The organism is Bacillota bacterium (assembly GCA_012518215.1).
Classification (GTDB): domain Bacteria; phylum Bacillota; class Dethiobacteria; order DTU022; family PWGO01; genus JAAYSV01.
In genome coordinates this window covers 36,337-51,842 of sequence record JAAYSV010000006.1, presented here as the reverse complement: position 1 = coordinate 51,842, position 15,506 = coordinate 36,337, and the positions used below count along the sequence as shown (strand labels likewise).

13 protein-coding genes are annotated in these 15,506 nt (G+C 49.3%); 1 reads left to right on the top strand and 12 read right to left on the bottom strand.

What is annotated here, in order from left to right; all coding sequences use genetic code 11:
* Window positions 1-77 precede the first annotated feature (77 nt).
* From GX364_00595 to GX364_00550, 10 genes are all read right to left on the bottom strand, one after another.
* Window positions 78-1,139 carry a phosphoribosylformylglycinamidine cyclo-ligase gene (locus tag GX364_00595; GenBank protein ID NLI69351.1) on the bottom strand — a complete coding sequence of 354 codons (1,062 nt, stop codon included), beginning with the start codon at window positions 1,137-1,139 and terminating at the stop codon, window positions 78-80.
* 118 nt (window positions 1,140-1,257) lie between these two features.
* Window positions 1,258-3,243 carry a sodium-translocating pyrophosphatase gene (locus tag GX364_00590; protein ID NLI69350.1) on the bottom strand — a complete coding sequence of 662 codons (1,986 nt, stop codon included), beginning with the start codon at window positions 3,241-3,243 and terminating at the stop codon, window positions 1,258-1,260.
* A 120-nt stretch (window positions 3,244-3,363) separates the two neighbouring features.
* Complete coding sequence (locus tag GX364_00585; GenBank protein NLI69349.1) at window positions 3,364-4,758, bottom strand: amidophosphoribosyltransferase; 1,395 nt, start codon at window positions 4,756-4,758, stop codon at window positions 3,364-3,366.
* 63 nt (window positions 4,759-4,821) lie between these two features.
* On the bottom strand, window positions 4,822-5,358 hold the full coding sequence (gene purE, locus GX364_00580) for a 5-(carboxyamino)imidazole ribonucleotide mutase (GenBank protein NLI69348.1): 537 nt from the start codon (window positions 5,356-5,358) through the stop codon (window positions 4,822-4,824).
* 171 nt (window positions 5,359-5,529) lie between these two features.
* On the bottom strand, window positions 5,530-5,700 hold the full coding sequence (locus GX364_00575) for a hypothetical protein (GenBank protein ID NLI69347.1): 171 nt from the start codon (window positions 5,698-5,700) through the stop codon (window positions 5,530-5,532).
* Window positions 5,701-5,783: 83 nt separating this feature from the next.
* Complete coding sequence (gene guaA / locus GX364_00570; protein ID NLI69346.1) at window positions 5,784-7,208, bottom strand: glutamine-hydrolyzing GMP synthase; 1,425 nt, start codon at window positions 7,206-7,208, stop codon at window positions 5,784-5,786.
* Between the two features lie 424 nt (window positions 7,209-7,632).
* The gene (groL, locus tag GX364_00565; GenBank protein NLI69345.1) at window positions 7,633-9,288 is read right to left on the bottom strand and encodes a chaperonin GroEL; all 1,656 of its coding nucleotides are present in this window, start codon (window positions 9,286-9,288) and stop codon (window positions 7,633-7,635) included.
* Window positions 9,289-9,346: 58 nt separating this feature from the next.
* Entirely contained in the window at window positions 9,347-9,634 is a 288-nt protein-coding gene (locus GX364_00560; protein NLI69344.1) for a co-chaperone GroES, read from the bottom strand.
* A 268-nt stretch (window positions 9,635-9,902) separates the two neighbouring features.
* Window positions 9,903-10,076, bottom strand: coding sequence for a hypothetical protein (locus tag GX364_00555; GenBank protein NLI69343.1), 174 nt, complete (start codon window positions 10,074-10,076; stop codon window positions 9,903-9,905).
* A 253-nt stretch (window positions 10,077-10,329) separates the two neighbouring features.
* Window positions 10,330-11,469, bottom strand: coding sequence for a hypothetical protein (locus GX364_00550; GenBank protein NLI69342.1), 1,140 nt, complete (start codon window positions 11,467-11,469; stop codon window positions 10,330-10,332).
* 165 nt (window positions 11,470-11,634) lie between these two features.
* Here GX364_00550 and GX364_00545 point away from each other — a divergent pair, with 165 nt between their 5' ends.
* Window positions 11,635-12,405: a DUF368 domain-containing protein gene (locus GX364_00545; GenBank protein ID NLI69341.1), complete on the top strand. Its 771-nt coding sequence runs from the start codon at window positions 11,635-11,637 to the stop codon at window positions 12,403-12,405.
* A 25-nt stretch (window positions 12,406-12,430) separates the two neighbouring features.
* On the opposite strand, the gene GX364_00540 is transcribed toward GX364_00545, so the two are convergent.
* Window positions 12,431-14,254 carry a DUF342 domain-containing protein gene (locus GX364_00540; GenBank protein ID NLI69340.1) on the bottom strand — a complete coding sequence of 608 codons (1,824 nt, stop codon included), beginning with the start codon at window positions 14,252-14,254 and terminating at the stop codon, window positions 12,431-12,433.
* 174 nt (window positions 14,255-14,428) lie between these two features.
* The gene (locus GX364_00535) at window positions 14,429-15,277 is read right to left on the bottom strand and encodes a hypothetical protein (GenBank protein ID NLI69339.1); all 849 of its coding nucleotides are present in this window, start codon (window positions 15,275-15,277) and stop codon (window positions 14,429-14,431) included.
* Window positions 15,278-15,506: the final 229 nt, after the last annotated feature.

Sequence of the window (15,506 nt, the reverse complement as noted above, 5' to 3'; positions counted from 1 at the left end):
AAAATTGACTGGCAATGTCGAGGCCATGCCGGGCCATGGGGCATACCGGAATACAGGTTTCCGCCATTTTTCAGAACTCAGGCAAAAATCACTTTCCTGCCTACGTCACCTTTTTCGCCCGTAACCTCACCGATAATCCATGTCCTGTTGGTGGTATTCTGCTGCAGGGCCTCCTGTATTTCCGGTGCATCCTGCGGGGAAACGATCAATACAAAACCGATGCCCATGTTGAAAACACGGTACATCTCCTCCATATCGATACCCCCCTGCTCACGTATAAAGTCGAATATCCCGGGCCTCTCCCATCTGTCAGTGCAAAGGCGAATGTTCAATCCTGCAGGGAGTATCCTGGCAAGGTTTCCGGGCAGCCCCCCGCCGGTGATATGCGCCATCCCCCCGATTGCAAATCTGTCCAGCAGGGGCAACACCGCCGGGACGTATATCTCGGTCGGTTTGAGCAACTCCGTTCCAAGAATGGCTTCCCTGCCGTCCTCGCCCTTGTAAGGCATTCTGGTATCCAGGGGAATATTTTTGATTTCCAGAACCTTTCTGACCAGTGAGAATCCATTGCTGTGCACCCCGGAAGATGCTATCCCCAGCAGAAGATGTCCCGATTCGATGGCGGAACCATCCACGATCCGTTCCCTCTCCACCACCCCGACGGCAAATCCGGCCAGGTCGTACTCATCCGGCGGATAAAAACCGGGCATCTCCGCCGTCTCCCCACCCAGCAGGGCACAACCGGCCTTCCGGCATCCGGCCACCACTCCGGCCACGATCCGGGCTACCTGTTTCGGCTTCAATTCCCCGACAGCAAGATAATCCAGAAAAAAAAGCGGCTCTGCACCCTGGACAAGGATATCGTTGACGCACATGGCCACACAATCCTCACCGACGGTATCATGCCTGTTCATCTCGAATGCCAGTTTCAACTTTGTTCCCACACCATCGGTTCCCGACACCAGAACCGGTTCACGGTATTTCTTCGTATCAAGGGCAAAAAGGCCGGCGAACCCCCCTATTCCATGCATGACTTCGTCACGGTCGGCCTTTCTCACCAGATTTCTTATTTCATCCACAACCCGGTCAGCCGCGGCCAGGTTCACGCCAGATTTCCTGTAATCTATCTTTTCGGGCATCTTCGTTGATCCTCCTGTGGATTTGTCCGGTAAATATTTACAGCCAAATAAAAACCCTCCCCGATGAACATGGGGAGGGTTTCGATCCCGTCCACCCCGGAGCTTTTCGGCTACGCTTCTACTTCATGAACAGGGGCGCGAAGACCAGGGCGACAATGCTCATCAGCTTGATAAGAATGTTCATCGACGGCCCCGATGTGTCTTTGAACGGGTCGCCGACCGTGTCTCCCACAACGGCAGCTTTATGTGCTTCGCTACCTTTGCCTCCATGCTCGCCTGACTCGATGTATTTTTTGGCATTATCCCAGGCTCCGCCGGCATTGGCCATGAATATGGCCAGCAAAACCCCGGTAACGAGGGAACCGGCCAGAAGCCCACCCAGCGCCTCCGGGCCCAGGAAAGGAATCACTCCCACCGCAATGGGAACAACCACGGCTGCCACACCCGGAATGATCATCTGTTTCAGGGCTGCCTTGGTGCTTATATCTACACAACGTGCATATTCAGGTTTTGCCTTTCCATCCATCAGGCCGGGTATCTCCCGGAACTGCCTCCGGATTTCTTCGATAAGCATTCCGGCAGCTTTACCCACGGCATCCATAGTATGAGCCGCAAAGAAGAAAGTAATAACCCCGCCGATCAGCAACCCCGCGATCACGCTGGCATTGGTTATATCGATCCGTTCCAGGCCTGCGACCTGGGTATAAGCGGTAAAAAGTGCAAGAGCCGTAAGCGCTGCCGAACCGATGGCAAACCCCTTGCCAATAGCCGCGGTTGTATTGCCCAGCGAGTCCAGTTCATCCGTCACCTTGCGCACTTCCGGTTCAAGTTCTGCCATCTCCGCAATACCCCCGGCGTTGTCCGCCACGGGGCCGTAGGCATCAACAGCCACCGTCATGCCCACCGTGGAAAGCATACCCACAGCAGCAATGGCAATTCCGTATATACCCGCCAGATGATATGATACCAATATGGCGACGACGATGGCCAGAACGGGCAGCACCGTACTTCTCATACCGATGGCCAGGCCGCCGATGATGTTGGTCGCTGTACCGGTTTCCGAAGCCTGGGCGATATTTTTAACCGGCTTGAAGTGATCGGATGTGTAATATTCGGTCAGCCGGCCAATAATGATCCCGGCCAGAAGACCGGATAGAATAGCCCAGAAAACATTCAGATCACCCAGCAAATTGATAGTTAGAAAATAAGATGCCACCACCACGATGATTGCACTGACAATAACGCCACGGTCAAGGACCGCACCGAGGCGCACCCCTTCCCTCGCCCGTACGAAAAAGAATCCGACCAGGGAAGCAAGTATCCCTACAGAAGCTACCAGAAGCGGCAGCAGGACTGCCTGCATGGACAAACCCTGGTTCGCATAGACGACCACTCCCAGGGTCATCGTGGCTATCAGGGAGCCCACGTATGATTCAAAAAGGTCGGCGCCCATCCCGGCCACATCACCTACATTGTCCCCCACGTTGTCAGCAATGACACCGGCGTTGCGAGGATCATCTTCAGGTATCCCCGCCTCTATTTTACCCACCAGGTCCGAACCCACGTCGGCGGCTTTGGTATAGATCCCGCCACCCACCCGCGCAAAAAGTGCAATCGAACTTCCACCCAGCGCGTAACCGTTCACCATTGCAGGATCCTTGATGAATATGTAAAGAATTCCCACACCCAACAATCCCAGCCCGGCCACCATCATTCCCATCACCGTTCCGCTGGAAAAGGCCAACGTCAGGGCAGGGCTGATCCCTTTTCTGGCCGCCGCCGCAGTCCTGACATTGGCCATCGTGGCCACGCGCATCCCCACAAAACCGGCCAGGGCGGAAAATACAGCACCGACAAAAAAGCTGATCGCCGTCTGTATATCCACCTGGTATCCAAGGACTGCAAACAGAGCGATAACAAAAAAAGCGAGATAAAAATACTCCCTTTTAATAAAAGTCATCGCTCCCTCCCTGATAGCGGCAGCAATGCTCGCCATCTTCTGCGTCCCGGCCTCGGCTTTGCCTATACGCAACCATAATATTACGGCAAATATCAATCCGACAACGCCGCAGGCAGGAACCCACCAAAACAATTCTTCTGCCATTACCCGTTAAAACCTCCCTTCAAAAATTACAGAAATTATATATTATTGGTATATTATAATATATTATAAATAAAAACGGTAAATCCTTTAAGCTGAACAAAAATAAGATGGTGGATCATCTCAATCAAGGGGATAATCGCCGGTAAAACATGCCAGGCACAATTTGTCCCTCGGGATATCAACCGCCGCGATCATCTCTTCCATGCTCAGGAACCCGAGAGAATCGGCCTTGATCAATTTTTGAATTTCTTTCTCCCCCCTTGAAGCGATCAGTTCTCCCGGAACGGGAATATTGATCCCGTAGTAACATGGCGAGATGACCGGCGGGGAGCTGATGCGCATATGAACTTCTCTGGCACCGGCTTGCTTCACCATCTTGATCAACTGAAGGCTCGTCGTTCCCCGAACTATGGAATCATCAATAATCGCCACTTTTTTCCCATCGACGATGCTCCGTACAGGGTTGAGCTTGATACCCACCTTGAGTTTTCTCATCTCGGGGCTTGGCTGTAAAAAGTTCCTTCCGATATAGCGATTCTTGATCAGCCCCATCTCGAAGGGCAGGCCCAACTTTTCAGCAAAACCGGAGGCTGCAGAAATACTGGAATCAGGGACACCGATAACGATGTCCGCCTCAACCGGATGTTCACGGGCAAGTATGCGCCCCAACTCCCTGCGTACCAGATGAACATTCTTGCCGCAAAGATCACTGTCAGGCCGTGCAAAATATATGAATTCAAATATGCAAAGAGCGGACCGCGGGGATGGGGCAATCCTGTGGGAACTGAGCCATTTGTCGGAGATGATAACCATTTCCCCCGGTTCGACCTCACGTACGAATTCAGCACCTATCGTATCGAAAGCACACGTTTCCGAAGCCAGTACATAATCCTTCCCGTTCAGAAGGCCAATGGATAGCGGCCTGATTCCCAACGGGTCCCTCAGGCCGATGACCTTGCCCCTGGTCAGGATAATAAATGCATACCCCCCCCGAAGGGCGGGGACAACTCTCTTCAAAGATTCTTCTATTTCGGGACTTCCTTCGCGGGCAACAAAATGAGCCAGCAGTTCGCTATCTGTCGAAGTTTGGAATATAGCCCCCTGTGACTCCAGACCGTTACGAAGCTGGCAATGATTCAAAAGGTTACCGTTGTGGGCTATGGCCAATTCACCGAAACGATACCTGAACAACAAAGGCTGCGTGTTCTCGGGACAGAGGCCATCTTCTCCATAGGAGTAACGAACATGCCCCAGGACCAGATTTCCCTTGTGCCGATCAAGAGACCCCATATCCCCAAAAACTTCCGAAACCAGGCCCATCCCTTTCTTGATCCAGATTCTCTCTCCATTCTCTACAGCAATGCCGGCACTCTCCTGGCCCCTGTGCTGCAAGGCGTAGAGAGCAAAACAGGCCGTCTGAACCGCGCTTTTATTTTTTATTATACCGCCGAAAAGACCACATTCTTCCCTTATCTCATTATCCCCGGGATCGGCACCATTTTTTTCAGCATCCATGTCGGGACCCCCATTTTCAAACGATATTTCCACTTCCAAAATCATATCTCCATCTATTGTTTTTCAGGTTCTCCTGGGAGGAAGTTTTTCCTTGAGGTATTTTCGAAAGCCCCCTTCCTGCAAATACCTGTCTTTCTGCTCAACATCCTTTGATAGATCATGGCGATACCCGTTCAATTTTTCTTGCAATACCGGATCAGCAATGGCAATGATCTGCACGGCAAGCAGTCCTGCATTGAAAGCACCATCCACGGCCACCGTGGCTACCGGTATGCCCCGGGGCATCTGAACAATCGATAAAAGGGAATCCATGCCTTCAAGGGCCCGGCCCCGTATCGGAATACCGATGACCGGAAGAGTGGTCATCGAAGCAAGAACACCCGGCAGATGAGCTGCCCCCCCGGCCCCGGCAATAATGACCTTCTTTCCATCCCCGGCTGCATTGCGGGCCAGAGATGCCGTTTTTTCCGGATGGCGGTGGGCGCTGGCAATGAAAATATCGTAGCCGATGCCAAATTTATCGAGGGCCAATGCTGATTCCTGCATCACCGGAAGATCGGAATCGCTGCCCATGACAATCGAGACCAGTTTGGGATTCATGATTTCGGCTCCTTCTGATACATTGATTTTTATTTCCACCCACAAATTACTAGCTTATTCCAAACAATTCTGTTCAAGCGTTATAATATCCTTTTATTAATTTTGATATCAGTTATCAATCATCCAAAAATTTGATTCGTTCAAAATCGGAACCGTATTTTATTGCTGATTCTAAATCACCTGTACCTGGCGCTCCACATCACCAGCATCACCAACCAAGCTTTCCTTTTGTTCTTCCGGAATATGTGCCGTATTCAGCTTCATGCAGAGCAATATATTCCCCTTCTTGATCTCTATACGAACAATATTTCGGTTTTTCTTGAAGGCATAAAACAGATTCACCAACTGCCCCCAGGCGCCTCACCTCAGCTTTTTTGCGCCAGAAGAAATTGCGCCGTTTTGTCAGGTTTCCGGGGTGATGTTGACTACTCCCACTCTATCGTGGCCGGGGGTTTGGATGTTATATCGTAGAGGACCCTGTTTATTTCCGGGATTTCATCGGTAATGCGCCTGGCCAGCCTGTCCAGAAAATCATGCGGGAAACGGTACCAGTCAGCTGTCATGGCGTCGCGGCTGGTCACAGCTCGCAGAATGATGGAGTGTGCATAAGTTCGCTTCCCCTTTTCAACACCGACGGATCTTATTTCCGGCAGGATGGCAAAACATTGCCAGATAGAATAGGTAAGGCCTGCCCTTTCGACTTCTTCTTCCACGATGGCATTGGCACGCCTGACAATCCTTATTTTTTCTTCGGTGACTTCACCAAGGATTCTTACTCCCAGGCCGGGGCCGGGGAAGGGTTGTCTCCAGACAATTTCAGCGGGCAAACCCATGATTTCAGCAACATCACGCACTTCGTCCTTGAATAATTCTCTTATCGGTTCAATCAGTTTCAGACGCATCTTCTCCGGAAGCCCGCCTACATTGTGATGGCTCTTGATTATTTCTCCCGAGGGGGAAATGCTTTCAATAATGTCGGGGTAGATCGTTCCCTGCACCAGGTACTCCACCCCTTTCAGATAACTGGCTTCCCTCTCAAAAACTCGGATAAAATGTTCGCCGATAATTTGGCGTTTTTCCTCAGGATCGGTAATGCCCTTGAGTCTTTCGATAAACTCCGCGGCGGCATCCACCACCATTACAGGCAGGTTGTAATTCCGACGATATATTTCCGTAACCTCTTCTGCCTCGCCCTCACGCATCAGCCCGTGATCGACAAAAATGCAGGTCAGACGATCACCGATGGCCCGATGAACAAGCAAGGCGGCGACCACGGAATCGATACCCCCGCTTAGGCCGCAGACGGCATGCGCATCTTCCGGTATCTGCGATCCTGCTGCTTCGATGGCATGCTTTATGAAGGAAGCGGGTGTCCACGTGGGTTCAAGGCCTGCCACCTCGAAAAGAAAATAATCCAGGAGGTCCCCTCCGCTTTTTTCCTCCGGCAGTGACAGGGCGCCCAGCAATGGCACTGTGGCCCCCCCGGGGGTGTCTCTCCCCGCTTCGAATCCATCAAAAATAGCCCTGTAATGCAATCCATGAAGCTGGCCTGCAATATCCGTCGTGTCAGATGATTCAACACCAGGCAGAACTCTCAAGCCATGACCCACCGCCATGATCGGCCGCCCCAGCTGGAAGATATCTTTCTCCAGCATGGAAAAAATTTTCTCATCCAGCTGTTCAGGCCCGCCACTGATTATCAAGGCGCGGGCATCACGATTTCTTATTTTTTTCAGTCCGGTGGTACAGGGTGTTATTTCACTGTAAACACCCTTTTCCCTGATCTTTCGAGCTATCAGTTGTGTGTAACTCCCACCCAGATCGATGAGCAAAACTTTCTGCAATTCCATAATACCCCCCGTGGCCGAACCGACATCAAAACTTCTACGGCCTCCAAACCATGGACAGTCCGTATGGCCCGACCCGCAAGATCTCCCGGTACTGCAGGTTATCCAAAATGGGTCTTTTTCCTGCTTCCGTATCAATCAGGCAACGTCTATCCCCCAAAACACCACCTATTATATTACAATGTCATCCAAATTTCACTTTATTCCGTCAAAATCAGATTCCCGCAAAAGGTTACCTCATTACAATAAAGACAATGAAATGGAGGACAGGCTATTCCAATCGATGGCGAGGGTCTTCCGGAAAACAATTTTGCTTTCTTGCTGTACAGACACTCTTTCAGGTTGCTGTTATGTCTTCAAAACGACGTCGATTAAAAAAAGAACCCGGAAAATAACCGGGTTCTTTCTTCGTCATCGTTTCTGTATCTTACATCATGTCCATGCCGCCCATGCCTCCCATGCCACCCATTCCGCCCGGAGGCATGCCCATCTTGTTTTCATTTTCTGGCTTTTCGGCAACCACACCTTCTGTGGTCAGGAGCAAAGCGGCAATGCTGGATGCATTCTGGATCGCCGAACGGGCCACCTTGGTCGGGTCAACGATTCCGGCATCCATCATGTTTTCGATTTCGTTCGTAAGAGCATTGAAACCCATCCCATCTTCAAGAGATTTGACCTTTTCCACGATCACCGAACCTTCCACACCCGCATTCTCGGCAATCAATCTCATTGGTTCTTCCAAAGCTCTTTTTATGATCATCACCCCGGTAAACTCATCACCGCCTATTTCATTTTCCAGGTCATCCAGGGATTTGATAGCGCCCAGGTAAGTGGATCCCCCTCCGGGTACAATCCCTTCTTCCACGGCGGCACGCGTTGCAGAAAGAGCATCTTCAATTCTTATCTTTCTTTCTTTCATCTCTGTCTCGGTGGCGGCTCCAACTTCAATTACAGCCACACCTCCCGCCAATTTTGCCAGGCGTTCCTGCAATTTTTCGCGATCAAAATCGGAGGTTGTTTCTTCCATCTGCACACGGATCTGATTGATTCGTTTTTCTATCTCCCCGCTCTGACCGGAATCCTCGGATGCAACAATTACAGTTTCTTCCTTGCTGATACGAACTTGCCGTGCCTGGCCCAGCATCGATATTTCAACATTCTTCATATCAATGCCCAGGTCTTCCGAGACGACCTGTCCCCCCGTGAGGATCGCGATATCTTCGAGCATCGCTTTGCGGCGATCACCAAAGCCGGGAGCCTTCACTGCCACACAGGTAAAAGTACCACGGAGTTTATTTACAACCAGGGTTGCCAACGCTTCACCCTCAACATCCTCCGCTATCAAGAGAAGCTGTTTGCCTTGCTGTACGATTTTTTCCAGCAGGGGGAGAATGTCATGGATATTGCTTATTTTCCGGTCAGTCAACAGGATGAAAGGATCTTCCAGAACCGCTTCCATCTTCTCCGTGTCGGTAACCATGTAGGCCGAAATGTAGCCACGATCAAACTGCATCCCTTCAACCACTTTGAGATCGGTGGTCAGCCCTTTGGATTCTTCCACGGTGATAACTCCGTCCTTGCCCACTTCCTCCATGGCATCCGCTATGAGAGCGCCGATGGTTTCATCGTCAGCCGAAATAGCAGCTACCTGGGAGATGGCCTCTTTGGTTTCAACCGACTTGCTCGCCTTTTCCAGATGGGCAAGTACGGAAAATACCGCTTTCTCGATCCCACGCTTCAATGCCATGGGGTTGGCTCCAGCGGTAACGTTTTTCAAACCTTCCCTGATTATCGCTTGTGCCAGGATTGCGGCTGTGGTGGTTCCGTCCCCGGCAACATCATTGGTTTTTGATGCCACTTCCTTGAGAAGCTGGGCACCCATATTTTCAACAGGGTCTTCCAGTTCAATTTCCCTGGCTATGGTTACACCATCGTTGATAATCTGAGGTGATCCAAATTTTTTATCAAGGACAACGTTACGGCCTTTCGGCCCCAGGGTAACCTTGACTGTATCTGCCAGAGCATTGACCCCCCTTTCCAGGGCCCGGCGTGCATCTTCATGAAACAGTAGTTGTTTACTCATTTTTTAACCTCCCATTACTTGTTATTTGAATAACATCTTTTCTATTTTTTCTGCAATGCTAGTTAACCAGCGCCAACACATCATCCTGGCGAAGAATGAGGTATTCCTCACCCTTGATCTTGATCTCCGTGCCGGCATATTTTGAATACAGCACCCGATCTCCCACCTTTACCTCCATGTCAACCCTTGTGCCATTTTCCAGGATCTTTCCTGAACCAACGGCCATTACTTCCCCTTCCTGGGGCTTTTCCTTGGCTTTGTCGGGCAATACAATCCCACTTGCTGTTTTTTCTTCCGCTTCCAACACTTTGACTACCAGACGATCTCCCAGGGGTTTCAGGTTCATTATATAACCTCCTCTTTGATATGTTTTTCGATTAGCAGCACTCAACCGGGTAGAGTGCTAATCATTTCGACATTTATTTTATTAAATACCGAAAAAGTATTCAACCCACAATACGAGCTGATTATTCCCGATATCTGCCCTTGTCCCTTTGTAGTGGCCATTATCGGTTTTTCCCTGTTTGTTTTGTCTTTTTACTCAAAATACAATACAAACAAAAATTATAATTAACAAACCGGAGAAAAAATATACAGCAAAGCTTGTACTTTCATCAAAAACAGCCCAGTTGGCAATGCATGATCTTGATTTTGAGTGCGTCGGCTGCTTTGCCAATCTCCATGAGATCGCATCCAAGTTCCTCTGCCAACCGAAAAGAAGTGGCACAGGAAATGGTTCCATCCGCCGAATTTTCCTTGACTTTTTCTTTAACCATTTCAAAATCCATTTGTTTTCCCTCCCTGCTATGATGATCAATCCCATTGTAATCAAGATGAATCAAATACTCAACCCCTCCAGGAAGGGCTGCTGCAATAGCGTCTGGATGAATTCAAATGTATTTCAAGAAACTGTCTTCGGGGCGGAAAGACAGGAACATATCTCTTGTTTTTTTTGCCTCCAGATACATCAACAGACAGGGTATGGCAACTGCCATTTTTACGCTGAATCGATGCGGATAGATTCGAAGATTCAAAACAGGATCACTGTTCACCGCCGTGGGCATACGAGCTGATCTTTTTGATTATTTGATGTCGGAGGCGGTCAATGTCCCCGAAGTTCATGTTGGGGATATAATATGATTCCAGTTCATCATGGGCTGCCTTTGCTCTATGAAAAAAGGAAACAGCAGTGTCCATCGAACGATGATACAATTCCCGTGCCGTCTCCCTTTCCTGCACTCGTTCCCCCCCCGGATCACGGGTATATTGACCGGTTTCAATCACAGTATCTTCCGGGCCCGGTTGCAGGATGTGCGGGGTAACGCTGTTCAAAACTGCAACTCCGAGTTCGGGGATAATTACATGGTCAATCTTGTGGGGATCCAGGGCGCAGTGATATATTTCCACGAAAAAACCGCGCATTTTTGCAGCATCCATAACTCTGGATATCAGATCGTTCTTGCCGGTCCCATCGTCTCCGTCGATAATATACTTTTTTTCAATACCGGAAAGCAATGATTCGAGGTAACTGATCGGCCCGGCCGGGGTTATCGCCGTGGCAAACATATGCCTCTCCCGGCGTATTGGCTTATCTCCCACGTGTTCGTTGACCCGGTCCTGAAATATTTCCCTGTTCATCTGCAAAGCGAGTTTGTCCAAACCAACTTTGTCCAGGGCATCATTTTCAATATAATACCCTTCTACCTCATCCAGAAACAATTTTGCTGCCGCAAGATAATTGTATGCACGCCTGAACAACCTTGATTTTTCCCGATTCGTTTCCAGGATAGCTTCGCGATGACGCAAGATCCCTTTTTCATCCCAGAAATCCCCCAGATGGATTATCTCATCAACCACCCCTGGATTCCGGGGGTCCACTGTGTGTGGTGCCGTACCGTCAATGCATGCAATACCCAACAGGGGTATAACGATGCCGTCGAGTGAATCGTTGTCTGATGAACAGCAATGGAACTCCAGATCATAACCCATTCCCAAAAATTTCTCGGCTATGGAACGCATGAAGGTGGATTTTCCTACACCGGGGCCCCCCTTTATTATGTATTTCCTCGTAGCATCATCTGCAATGATCTGGTCGTAGAACGAATAGAACCCGTAAGCAGAGTTTGAACCGGGAAAATATTTTTTCACATGCCCTTTGGCATCCCTGTCGTTCACTTTCATGATTCTGCCAGAGCCCCCTTCCCTTGCATTATTTTTGTCACTATTGATAGAAACAATTAATACTATAATATGCGATTTTCAGAATGATGGCCCGAAACAAAAGGGAATCACTTTTGCTTAACGAATTAAATGATTATTGGAGCGGTCAAGAAAGGGGATGCATAATTGCTGTTAGAATTGCTGCAGGGTATTTTTATTGGAGTGTCCCTGGTTTTGCCGGGGATGAGCGGGGGGACAGCTTTGATAATTCTTGGTTTTTATCATCGTTTCCTCGAGGATATATCGAAGTTCAACATAAAAAAATATTTCCTGGTTGCCGTTGGCATCGTTATCGGTGTCTTTGCCTGCGCCCTGACGGTTACCAGGCTTCTCAACTCTTACCCGAACCAGATCGTGACCTTTCTGATGGGGATGCTTCTGGCCTCGATCATATTGGTGTTGAACCCCCTCAAAGGAAATCGGCTGAATGTCTTCCATCTTCTGTTCGCCTTTGTTGGTTTTGCTCTCGCCTGGATGATTGTTGGGGAACCATTGGTTCAGATGCAGGAGACGGCCGACCACAATTTATATTTTCTGTTCGGATGCGGAATTGTAACTGCTGCCACCATGCTACTTCCCGGTGTTTCCGGCAGTTCACTTCTTATCTTGCTCAATCTGTACGACGAACTGTTGCAAGCACTTGTCAACCTGGAAATCTGGCCAAAGCTGGTTGTTTTCGCCCTGGGGCTGGCAGCGGGATTGGTCGTATTTGCAAGAATCATCAGCATGTTGTACAAAAAATTCAAAGCACCGGTTTCTTTGTTTCTTGCCGGATTGCTACTCGGATCCACAAAGGCCCTTTTTCCCGAAAAATATGATCTTCATCTGCTGATTCCTCTGCTAGCCGGTTTTCTACTGGTTCATCTTTTATCACGCGACAAGAGCCAACCGGAATGAATGGCTGCTGCTTTCCTGACTTCTGTCATCTCCAGTAAGTAACCCTGACCTTGTCTTCGGGAATGTCAAGGTACACTTTTATATTCGAATACGTGGAATCGAGACGATAGATACGCTCGCCGATCCTTATCCTGGATCCTTCGTGCACCTTCCCCAGTTTGATGCTGTTATTCTCGGGTACATGCACCAGGCCATGTGATACGGAAGTTCCCGGGCTACCAAGTTCCCCGATGACAACATCACCGCCAGCCTCTATATTTCCTCCCCTGAATACCCTCTTGATGACTACCCCACCGCCGCAGAGAAAGGAGGAATTGTAAGCCCCGGCACCCTCCACTGCAATGCTACCCGTGCATTCCAGTTTGCTGTTCTGAACATATTGAACATTTATGTCCGATTCAGCCTCGGCAATGGCCAAAATAATTATCAGGGTTTCGTCGACCAGGCGGTACATCTTCTTCAGATATTTTTCATTTTTGGCCTGTTCCCATCCATCATCAAGGAAAAAAGACAGAAGTTCTTCAATCCGTTCCATGGCGTTCGAAGGAGGAAGAAATTCCTTTTTTTCCACAAGCAGTTTTCTGATCCTTTCCATGAACTCGTTCACTTCCGGGAACTTCGATTTCAGCAAAGTGTTCAATACGTACGGGAACTTTTCCTGGGGAAAGTCTCCCCTTTGTTTCAGGGCAGCGGTAACCTGATCGAGGTTTTCCACGGCAATTTCCAGGGAGACCCTCGTGAATTCCAGTATTTCGGCCAATTCCTGACAGAGCAGTTGCAGCCCTCCGGCGCGAACCTGGCAATTGATACAGTTTCCGAAAATATTTACATTGCCCCCACCAATTATCCTCGCTCCGGCGGTATTCCTGGTGATCACGACATCCCCGTCCGCAAAAACGGTCATACCTTCGTCCACCGATCCCTCCACTTTCAAATGCCCCTGGAATTTGACATTTCCGCTTTCCATGTTGACATCATTGTAGTGGACATAGAACTTTTCAATATAGATCAGATCTTCGCGGCCCTTCTTGACTATGGGGCGTCCCTTGCCGGTCGCAATCACCTGGGCACGATCCGCACTCAGGGCAGCCCCCTCCTTGCAGTTCACCACCGCTTCCTTGACCGGAGGGGGCGGAATCTCCTCACCGGTGACCTTGCGGCCGGGTATTCCCTCTTCGGGGGGATGGATGGTCGCCAGGACATCTCCTTCATTGACCTGGGGAATATTGTAGCGCTCACGATAATCGACCCTGGCCTCATTTTCCTTGTAGGAAACGAGTTCTTTTTCAGTTTTGACCAGATATTCAACATATCCGTCTTTGCCTGCTTCCATCGGGTCTCCTATGGCTACTGTCCTGGTAATGGTTTCCCATGCTTCGGAAAGTTCCAGGACAATATCCGCGTCAATGCCAAAGACCACCTGCTCTTCTTCCAATGCTTCCATGATCTCTTCACGCGTGATGCCCCTGGTGACAGTTTCAATTCTGGCCGTGGAGACCTTCAAGATATTCAAGGATGGTTGATCCAGCAACTCATGAGTGATCTTCATCTCCGGAGTTACCTTTGCCTCGGCAGTCATGCCATCCCGGGAAATGGTTATTTCTATTTTGGGGGGAATAATTTCTTCTACCAGATTGACTTTGATCTTGTCTTCGGTGTACACATACTGCTTCTCTTTCACTGCCTCCCCGTTGACCATGACTTCAGCACCCTCTGCAGGAATCAAAAGTACCGCTTTTCCCTGCCCACGGGGATTGGTAACCCGGATTTCACCATCGCTGATCTCGGCCAAACCGTCGGTGTTTACATCCTCATTGCCCTGGTCCAGGTTCTTGCCATTTTCAACCATGACACTCTCTCCATCCCGAATGATAGTGCACAAGATATTCATAAAACATTCAGATACTACTAACAATAATACTACATAACTTTGCCTGTTACAATTATTTTGATCCGACTACCGGTCAGAAACTTTTTATAAAAATGGCACTGCAACAATCGGCCGGGAACATTCCATGGCATTTCAAATGTTTAGCGTCACCGCGCCATTGGTAAGAACATACTCCTCCCTTTCCCCGGTCTTGCAGCGAAAAACTATTTTCTCTTCCGATTCCTTCCACATTTCGGTTACAATCGTATCACCGGGGTAAACAGGCCTGGAGAAACGAACCTTTATGGATTTGAACATCGTCGGATCATTATCGGCATATTCCCGCAGCACCGCCCTCCCTGCAAAACCAAATGAACACAGTCCGTGCAAGATCGGCCGATCGAACATGGCCATGGCTGCAAAAGCAGGATCCGCATGCAAGGGGTTGTAATCACCCGACAATCTGTATATCAAAGCTTGTTGGGGTAAAGTTTTCATTTTCACCACCCTATCCGGCTCACGGGCTGGAGGTTCGTTTCCTGCATCGGGGCCCCTTTCACCGCCAAACCCTCCTTCCCCACGAATAACCACACCAAACCTGTTAAAGAAAATGTCTTCATTCTTCTCATTCACGGTTACGGCATCAAGTTCAACCAGCGCACTTTTCCCCTTGTCAAAAACAGCTGAAATTTTGGGCTTCGAGGTAAGCCTCCCTTCAACCGGTATCGGGTGTTTCAGAACTTCCAGATACTGTTCTCCGTGGAGCAACATCGCCAGATTGATATCCACGCCATCCACGGCAGCCAGACCCAACAATGCCGGAAAAGGCGGAATTACCCCGAAGGTGGGCAGAGCCAGCAATTCATTTTCATATACGAATTTCAGCTCATCCGGTTCTTCTCCGGCACCGACACCCAGTGCATACAGAATCGTGTCTTTGGATGTATATGTATATTCCAAGGGTTGCAATTCCTTGCCAACAACTGAAAGATCGATAGGCATTTTCTGACCTCCTTGTTAATATCGATATAATGCCGTTTTCCCTGCGTACCTACAAAAAATAGATCCCCGATATCCGGGGTGTCTGGGGGGTCACCTTCCTTTCCATATGGTTTACCAATATTTTGTCCATGTGATACTTGGTTCTACGTTTTGAACGATCTTCCTGTTCCTCTTATCGATATTATAATTGTATCCGTTCCCGTATTTCATCTTTTTGTCATGCCCGGGA